The following is a 6,812-nucleotide window of genomic DNA, read 5'->3' on the forward strand; positions in this document are numbered from 1 at the left end:
GAAAAGGAAAAGTCTGAAATGGCAGTAGGGAAAGAAATCCTCACGAAAATCCGCAGTGTACAGAATACACAGAAGATTACCAAAGCCATGCAGATGGTATCGACTTCCAAAATGCGGAAAACGCAGGACAGAATGCGTTTGGCACGGCCTTATGCTGAGAAGGTTCGTATAGTGATGAGTCACTTGGCGCAGGTAGAAACCGAGCATAAGCAGTTGCCAATCTTGGAAAGCCGGAAGAACATTCGGCGTGCCGGTTTCATCCTGATCACTACCGACAAAGGCCTGTGTGGCGGGTTGAATGCCAATTTGCTGAAGAAGTTCTTGGGACAAGTGCAAGAATATCGGCAACAGGGTGTGGAAGTGGAAATTATCTGCTTCGGCAGTAAAGGCTTGGCTGCCTGTAACCGTGCCGGTCTCAATGTGGTAGCCAGTGCGGTGAATTTGGGTGACACTCCGAAGATGGAAGTGCTGCTTGGTTCGCTAACTGAGGTTTTCCAGCGTTATGCAGACGGCAGCTTGGATATTGTTCACTTGGTGTATTCTAGATTTATCAATACTATGCGCCAAGAGCCGAATCTGGAAACCTTGTTGCCCATCGGCCACAATGTGCTGAATGAAATATCGGAAGCAGAAGAATACGGTCGGGAGTATGTGTATGAGCCCTCGCCTATCTTGGTGCTGGAGTATTTGGTACGCCGCTATTTGGAATCGGTGGTGTATCAGGCTTTGTGTGAAAACATGGCTTCCGAGCAGTCTGCTCGCATGGTGGCAATGAAGGCCGCTACGGACAACGCAAGCAACGCAATTAAGGAATTACGCCTGATTTACAACAAATCCCGTCAGGCAGCGATTACTACCGAGTTGTCGGAAATTGTAGCCGGTGCCGCCGCAGTGTAGATGGCAGGGCAGGCAGATTTGAATATTTAGGATAGATAAATGAACCAAGGCAAAATCGTACAAATTATTGGTGCGGTAGTCGATGTGGAGTTTCCGCGTACCGCCATTCCGCGTGTTTACGATGCACTCAAACTGGTTGATACCGATTTGACGCTGGAAGTACAACAGCAGCTTGGCGACGGCGTTGTCCGTACCATTGCGATGGGTAGTACAGACGGTTTGAAACGCGGCTTGGCCGTGCAAAATACTGGTGCGCCGATTACTGTTCCGGTGGGCAAAGCCACCCTGGGCCGCATCATGGACGTTCTAGGCAACCCTGTGGACGAACAAGGTCCGATCGGTTCTGACCAGACCCGTGCCATCCATCAATTTGCTCCTAAGTTTGACGAACTCTCCAGCACTACCGAATTGTTGGAAACCGGCATTAAAGTGATTGATTTGCTTTGTCCGTTTGCCAAAGGCGGTAAGGTTGGTCTGTTTGGCGGTGCCGGTGTAGGCAAAACCGTGAACATGATGGAGCTGATTAACAACATTGCCAAAGCGCACAGTGGTCTTTCCGTATTCGCCGGCGTGGGCGAGCGTACCCGTGAGGGCAACGACTTCTACCATGAAATGAAAGACTCCAACGTGTTGGACAAAGTGGCCATGGTGTACGGTCAGATGAACGAGCCGCCTGGTAACCGCCTGCGTGTTGCTCTAACCGGTTTGTCGATGGCCGAATATTTCCGCGACGAAAAAGACGAAAACGGCAAAGGCCGTGACGTATTGTTCTTTGTAGACAACATTTACCGCTATACCCTGGCCGGTACCGAAGTATCCGCCCTGCTTGGCCGTATGCCTTCTGCCGTGGGTTATCAGCCGACTTTGGCTGAAGAAATGGGCCGTTTGCAGGAGCGTATTACCTCCACCCAAACCGGTTCCATCACCTCTATCCAAGCCGTATATGTGCCGGCCGACGACTTGACCGACCCGTCTCCCGCCACCACGTTTGCCCACTTGGATGCTACCGTGGTGTTGAGCCGCGATATTGCCTCCTTGGGTATTTATCCTGCGGTAGACCCGCTGGACTCCACTTCTCGCCAGCTCGATCCGATGGTGCTCGGCCAAGAGCACTACGATGTAGCCCGCGGCGTGCAGTCTACCTTACAGAAATACAAAGAACTGCGCGACATCATCGCCATTTTGGGTATGGACGAGCTGTCTGACGAAGACAAGCTCACCGTAATGCGTGCCCGCAAGATCCAGCGTTTCCTGTCGCAGCCCTTCCATGTGGCCGAAGTGTTTACCGGCTCGCCCGGCAAATACGTTCCGCTGCGCGATACCGTGGCCGGCTTCAAAGCCATTCTGAGCGGCGAGTACGACCACCTGCCGGAACAGGCCTTCTATATGGTGGGCGGCATCGAAGAGGCCGTGGAAAAAGCCAAAACCCTGAACTGAGGAATGCAGCATGAATATCATGCAGGTTGATGTGGTCAGCAATGAGGAGAGTATCTACTCCGGCGAAGCCAGCTTCGCCGTGGTGCCGACCCTAAACGGCGAGCTCGGCATTTACCCGCGCCACGAGCCGATTATGAGCCTGGTGCGCCCCGGGGTGCTGCGTTTGCAGGTACCGGAGCAGGAAGAAGAGGTTTTGGTGGCTATTTCCGGCGGTATTTTGGAAGTGCAGCCACACAAGATCATGATTTTGGCCGATGTGGCTGTGCGCAGTGCCGAGCTGGATCAGGCACGGGCGGAGGAAGCGAGAAAAGCTGCCGAAGCCGGTGTGAAACAAGCCAAAGATGATGAATCTATGGCTAAAGCCCAGGCAGCATTGGCGATTGCGCTGGCCGAACTGAAAGCCCTTAATTACCTGCGTATTAAACAAAAACGCTAAAGCAATCCGGTTTGACGGATAAAAATAAAGCACGATCACATCGTGCTTTATTTTGCTTGTTGACTATAGCAAGCCAAATTGGTTTTTATATAGTGGATTAAATTTACATCAGGACAAGGCGGCGAGCCGCAGACAGTACAAATAGTACGGCAAGGCGAGCCAACGCTGTACTGGTTTAAATTTAATTCACTATACAAGGCGGTAGAAGTACGACAAAACGAACCTACGCTATAGCGAATGTTAAGTTGGTTTGCTATAAGGCCACCTGAAAAAGCTGAAGTCAAGGGAGTATGCCCAGTCTGTAGGCATATCGTTTTCAGGTAGCCTGTTTTGAAAAGCAGATGGTGGGCAATCAGTCCTCAGTCGAACAGCCGTGGTCGGCCAGTATTTTGCGGTACACGGCATCGGGGACGTAGCGGCGGATGGTTTTCTGCCAGTTTTGCGGGCCGACCATGCCTTTAACCATAGTGGACGACACTTCGGCAAATTCGCGAGGCGGCATCAAGATAACGGTGGTGATAGTCGGCTGTAGGTCGGCGTTGATGTAGCGCATGGCGCGTTCGTATTCGTAGTCGGCGCCGCTGCGGATGCCGCGCACCACGAAATCGGCCTGGATGCTGTCGGCAAAATCCACCAAGAAGCGGTTGTGGAAATGGGTAACGCGCACGTTGGGAAATTCGGCAGTGATGTCCTCCAGCATGGCGGTGCGCTCTTCCAGTGTGTAGGTGGCCTGCTTGTCGGGATTGGTGCCAATGGCCACCACCAGTTCATCGAACATGGCCTGTGCGTGGCGGATCATCCATAAGTGGCCGTTGGTGGGCGGGTCGAAACTGCCGGCGTAAACGGCGCGGCGGTGGTGTGGTTCCATGAGTGATTTTGCATAAGACAAATTAAAAACGGGCGAAGCCTACCCCGCTTGCGGCGGCGGTGCAAGTTTATTTTGGGAAGTTTCCAGGCTGTTTCTTTATGTCCCAGCCATGGCGTTTTCAGGTAGCCCCAACCGGAAAGGCTACCTGAAAGCACCATGCGGCAATGATTTGGCTATATAATGCCGCTTCTTTATCAAGGCTACCTGAAAACATGAATTGGGTTGCAAAATTTGAGGATTGGTGTAGTCGGCGCTACGTGTACTGGCCGCTGGTGATGCTGCTGGCAGCCGCCACGCCGCTGGCATTTGCGCCGTATTACCATTTCTGGCTGATGCCGCTGCTGTTCGGCACCCTAATCCGGCTCACCGAGCTGCGGCCGCGAAACAGCGTTTCCGGCGCGTATTGCTTCGGCCTGGCGGGCTACGCCGCACAGTTTTATTGGATACACACCGCGCTGCACGACATATCCGGCCTGCCCAATCTGTATGCCCTGCCGCTCACCATCCTGTTGCCCGCCTATCTCGCGCTTTATCCCGCCGCCTGCTTCTGGTTGCTGGAAAAAGCCCGTTTGCCGCGCGGCTGGCGCATCGGCCTCTTATTACCCGTGTTGTGGACGCTGGCCGAATTTGCCCGCGAGCGGGCGATTACCGGCTTCGGCTGGGGTGCGCTGGGCTACAGCCAGGTGGCCGACCTTTCCCCGCTGGCCGGTTATGCCCCCGTGGGCGGGGTGCACTTGCTTACCCTGCTGTGCGCCTTTTGCGGCGCGTGGCTGGTGCTGGTGCTGCACAACCAAGGCTGGAAACGGCGGGCATTGCCGCTCGTGCTGTTGATTGGCGTTCTCGCCGGCGGCTGGCAGCTGCGCCAAGTGCGTTTCACCGAACCCGACGGCAGCAGCGCCACCGTGGCGCTAGCGCAGGGCAATGTGGCGCAAACCCTGAAATGGGACACCGGCTACCTGAACGAAACCATGCAGGGCTACTACGAACAGGTGGCCAACAGCCGCGCCGACATCACCATCCTGCCCGAAACCGCCATCCCCGTGATGCGGCAGGATTTGCAGGAATACAACCCCGGCATTCTCGACCAATTTGCCTACGAAGCCCAGCGCAACGGCAGCGCGCTCGCCATGGGTATCGCCCAATACAACCAGCAGCGCACAGGCTACCTGAACGCCGTGATCAACTTAAGCAATTACCACCCGGACCGCCCCGACGACATCCCGTTCTACGCCAAAGACCACCTCGTCCCCTTTGGCGAATACAAACCCCTGCCCGCCATCACCGAGCCGCTGTACCGCATGATGAACATGCCCCTGGCTGGTTTTGAGCGCGGCGGCCGTGCCCAAGCCCCGCTGATTTTGGCTAACCAGCGCGTGGCGTTCAACGTGTGCTACGAAGACGGCTTCGGCGACGAGCTGATTGCCTCGGCCAAGCAAGCCAGCCTCCTGGCCAACGTGAGCAATTTGGGCTGGTTTGTCCGCTCCAACGCCATCCACCAGCATTTGCAAATATCGCAAACCCGCGCCCTCGAGCTCGGCCGCTACATGGTACGTGCCACCAATACTGGTGCCACCGCCATCATCAACCCGCAAGGCCGGGTGGTGAAACTCGCCCCGCCCGACACCCGCACCGTGCTCGAAGGCACTATCGAAGGTTATCGCGGCGAAACCCCGTATATGAAAATGGGCGGCTCGCTGCCCCTGGTGTGCAGTTTGTTGTGTTTGGCCGTCTTGCTGATGCTGGCCGGCTATCTGCCTCGGTGCAAACCTGCTCCCGATGCCGCAGAGGAGAGGCTACCTGAAAACGCCAGCGAGCTAAGTGCCGAGCCGCAAAATGAGGGCAAATAAATACGGTTGCCCGGAATTAGCGCCATTGAATGCAATATAGAAAATAAATTAAAATTTAAAAAATACAAAATTTAACCTATCGTAAACCAAAATCACACAATATAGGTGTTTAATCACGCCTGTAATTAAAGAGATAGAAAAAGACGAATACCGCCGAAGGCGGAAAATATTAAAAGGAATCAAGAAACAATGAATAACACTTTTGCATTGCCCATCCCCAGCGGCCACGGCAGCCTGGAGCAATACATTCACACGGTAAACAGCATCCCGCTGCTCACCGCAGAGGAAGAACACAGCCTGGCCGTTCGCCAGCTGCAAGGCGACTTAGAAGCCGCCAAGAAACTGATTTTGTCGCACCTGCGCGTGGTGGTCTCCATCGCACGCGGCTACGATGGCTACGGCCTCAACCAAGCCGATCTGATTCAAGAAGGCAACATCGGCCTGATGAAAGCCGTAAAACGCTACGAGCCCAACCGCGGCGCCCGCCTGTTTTCCTTTGCCGTACATTGGATTAAGGCCGAAATCCACGAATTCATCCTGCGCAACTGGCGCATGGTGCGTGTGGCCACCACCAAGCCGCAGCGCAAACTTTTCTTCAACCTGCGCAGCATGCGTAAAAGCATGAACGCCCTTTCGCCCGAAGAAGCGCAAACCATCGCCGACGACTTGGGCGTGAAAATGGACGAAGTGCTGGAAATGGAACAGCGCATGACCGGCAAAGACGTTGCCCTGCTGCCGGATAACAGCGATGGCGACGAAGACAGCTACGCCCCAATCGACTGGCTGGCCGACACCAGCAGCGAGCCCACCCAGCAAATCGCCCAAAAAGCCCGCTACGCCATGCAAACCGAAGGCCTGCAAAACGCACTTGCCCAGCTGGACGAGCGCAGCCGCCGCATCGTGGAAAGCCGCTGGCTGCAAGACGACGGCGGCCTCACCCTGCACGAACTGGCCGCCGAATACGGCGTATCCGCCGAGCGCATCCGCCAGATTGAAGCCAAAGCCATCCAGAAGATGCGCGGCTTTATGAGCGAAGAGTAAGCGGACAAAAAACCGAAAGCTGCCTGATATAGGCAGCTTTTTTATCGGGTTGATGCAATGGCTTAAGTTTTCAGGTAGCCTTTGCTTTTCCTGTGAACAGAAACAGCTGTCAAACAGCCATCAATATTCGCCCTGCTGCCTATTTATGGCGGGCTAAAATATAGTAAATTAAAAACAAAATAGTACAATATTCAACTTTGAAGGTCTAACCATGGCATACTCTGCGGACTTAAGGAACAAAGCTTTAAACTATTACGAACAATGCAAAAACATCAGCCAAACCGCA

At 54.4% G+C, this 6,812-nt stretch carries 6 protein-coding genes and 1 pseudogene; 6 read left to right on the forward strand and 1 reads right to left on the reverse strand.

The features are described 5' to 3' along the window. The first annotated feature begins 18 nt into the window (after nucleotides 1–18). From atpG to A7Q00_RS13205, 4 genes and pseudogenes are all read left to right on the forward strand, one after another. Entirely contained in the window at nucleotides 19–897 is an 879-nt protein-coding gene (gene atpG, locus A7Q00_RS01470; RefSeq protein ID WP_064088874.1) for a F0F1 ATP synthase subunit gamma, read from the forward strand. Nucleotides 898–936: 39 nt separating this feature from the next. Beyond that, nucleotides 937–2,334 (forward strand): F0F1 ATP synthase subunit beta, encoded by a 1,398-nt coding sequence (gene atpD, locus A7Q00_RS01475; RefSeq protein WP_064088875.1) that lies wholly within the window; start codon nucleotides 937–939, stop codon nucleotides 2,332–2,334. A gap of 10 nt (nucleotides 2,335–2,344) precedes the next feature. After that, nucleotides 2,345–2,770, forward strand: a complete 426-nt coding sequence (locus A7Q00_RS01480; protein WP_064088876.1) for a F0F1 ATP synthase subunit epsilon — start codon at nucleotides 2,345–2,347, stop codon at nucleotides 2,768–2,770. 88 nt (nucleotides 2,771–2,858) lie between these two features. Next, a pseudogene (locus A7Q00_RS13205) lies at nucleotides 2,859–2,965 on the forward strand (IS5/IS1182 family transposase); the annotation flags it as partial. Nucleotides 2,966–3,122: 157 nt separating this feature from the next. Here the strand turns inward: A7Q00_RS13205 and coaD are convergent. After that, entirely contained in the window at nucleotides 3,123–3,638 is a 516-nt protein-coding gene (coaD, locus tag A7Q00_RS01485; protein WP_064088877.1) for a pantetheine-phosphate adenylyltransferase, read from the reverse strand. Between the two features lie 212 nt (nucleotides 3,639–3,850). On the opposite strand from coaD, the gene lnt reads away from it, so the two are divergent. Both lnt and rpoH read left to right on the forward strand, forming a co-directional pair. Beyond that, nucleotides 3,851–5,485: an apolipoprotein N-acyltransferase gene (lnt, locus tag A7Q00_RS01490; RefSeq protein ID WP_064088878.1), complete on the forward strand. Its 1,635-nt coding sequence runs from the start codon at nucleotides 3,851–3,853 to the stop codon at nucleotides 5,483–5,485. Nucleotides 5,486–5,674: 189 nt separating this feature from the next. Beyond that, on the forward strand, nucleotides 5,675–6,526 hold the full coding sequence (rpoH, locus tag A7Q00_RS01495) for an RNA polymerase sigma factor RpoH (RefSeq protein ID WP_064088879.1): 852 nt from the start codon (nucleotides 5,675–5,677) through the stop codon (nucleotides 6,524–6,526). The last annotated feature ends 286 nt before the right edge of the window (nucleotides 6,527–6,812 follow it).

This window comes from Eikenella halliae, from assembly GCF_001648475.1.
Taxonomy (GTDB): domain Bacteria; phylum Pseudomonadota; class Gammaproteobacteria; order Burkholderiales; family Neisseriaceae; genus Eikenella; species Eikenella halliae.

What these genes read in the sequence shown, in the direction of transcription:
- atpG (WP_064088874.1), top strand. Translation starts at nt 19, where the DNA reads ATGGCAGTAGGGAAAGAAATCCTCACGAAAATCCGCAGTGTACAGAAT.
- atpD (WP_064088875.1), top strand. Translation starts at nt 937, where the DNA reads ATGAACCAAGGCAAAATCGTACAAATTATTGGTGCGGTAGTCGATGTG.
- A7Q00_RS01480 (WP_064088876.1), top strand. Translation starts at nt 2,345, where the DNA reads ATGAATATCATGCAGGTTGATGTGGTCAGCAATGAGGAGAGTATCTAC.
- coaD (WP_064088877.1), bottom strand. Translation starts at nt 3,638, where the DNA reads ATGGAACCACACCACCGCCGCGCCGTTTACGCCGGCAGTTTCGACCCG.
- lnt (WP_064088878.1), top strand. Translation starts at nt 3,851, where the DNA reads ATGAATTGGGTTGCAAAATTTGAGGATTGGTGTAGTCGGCGCTACGTG.
- rpoH (WP_064088879.1), top strand. Translation starts at nt 5,675, where the DNA reads ATGAATAACACTTTTGCATTGCCCATCCCCAGCGGCCACGGCAGCCTG.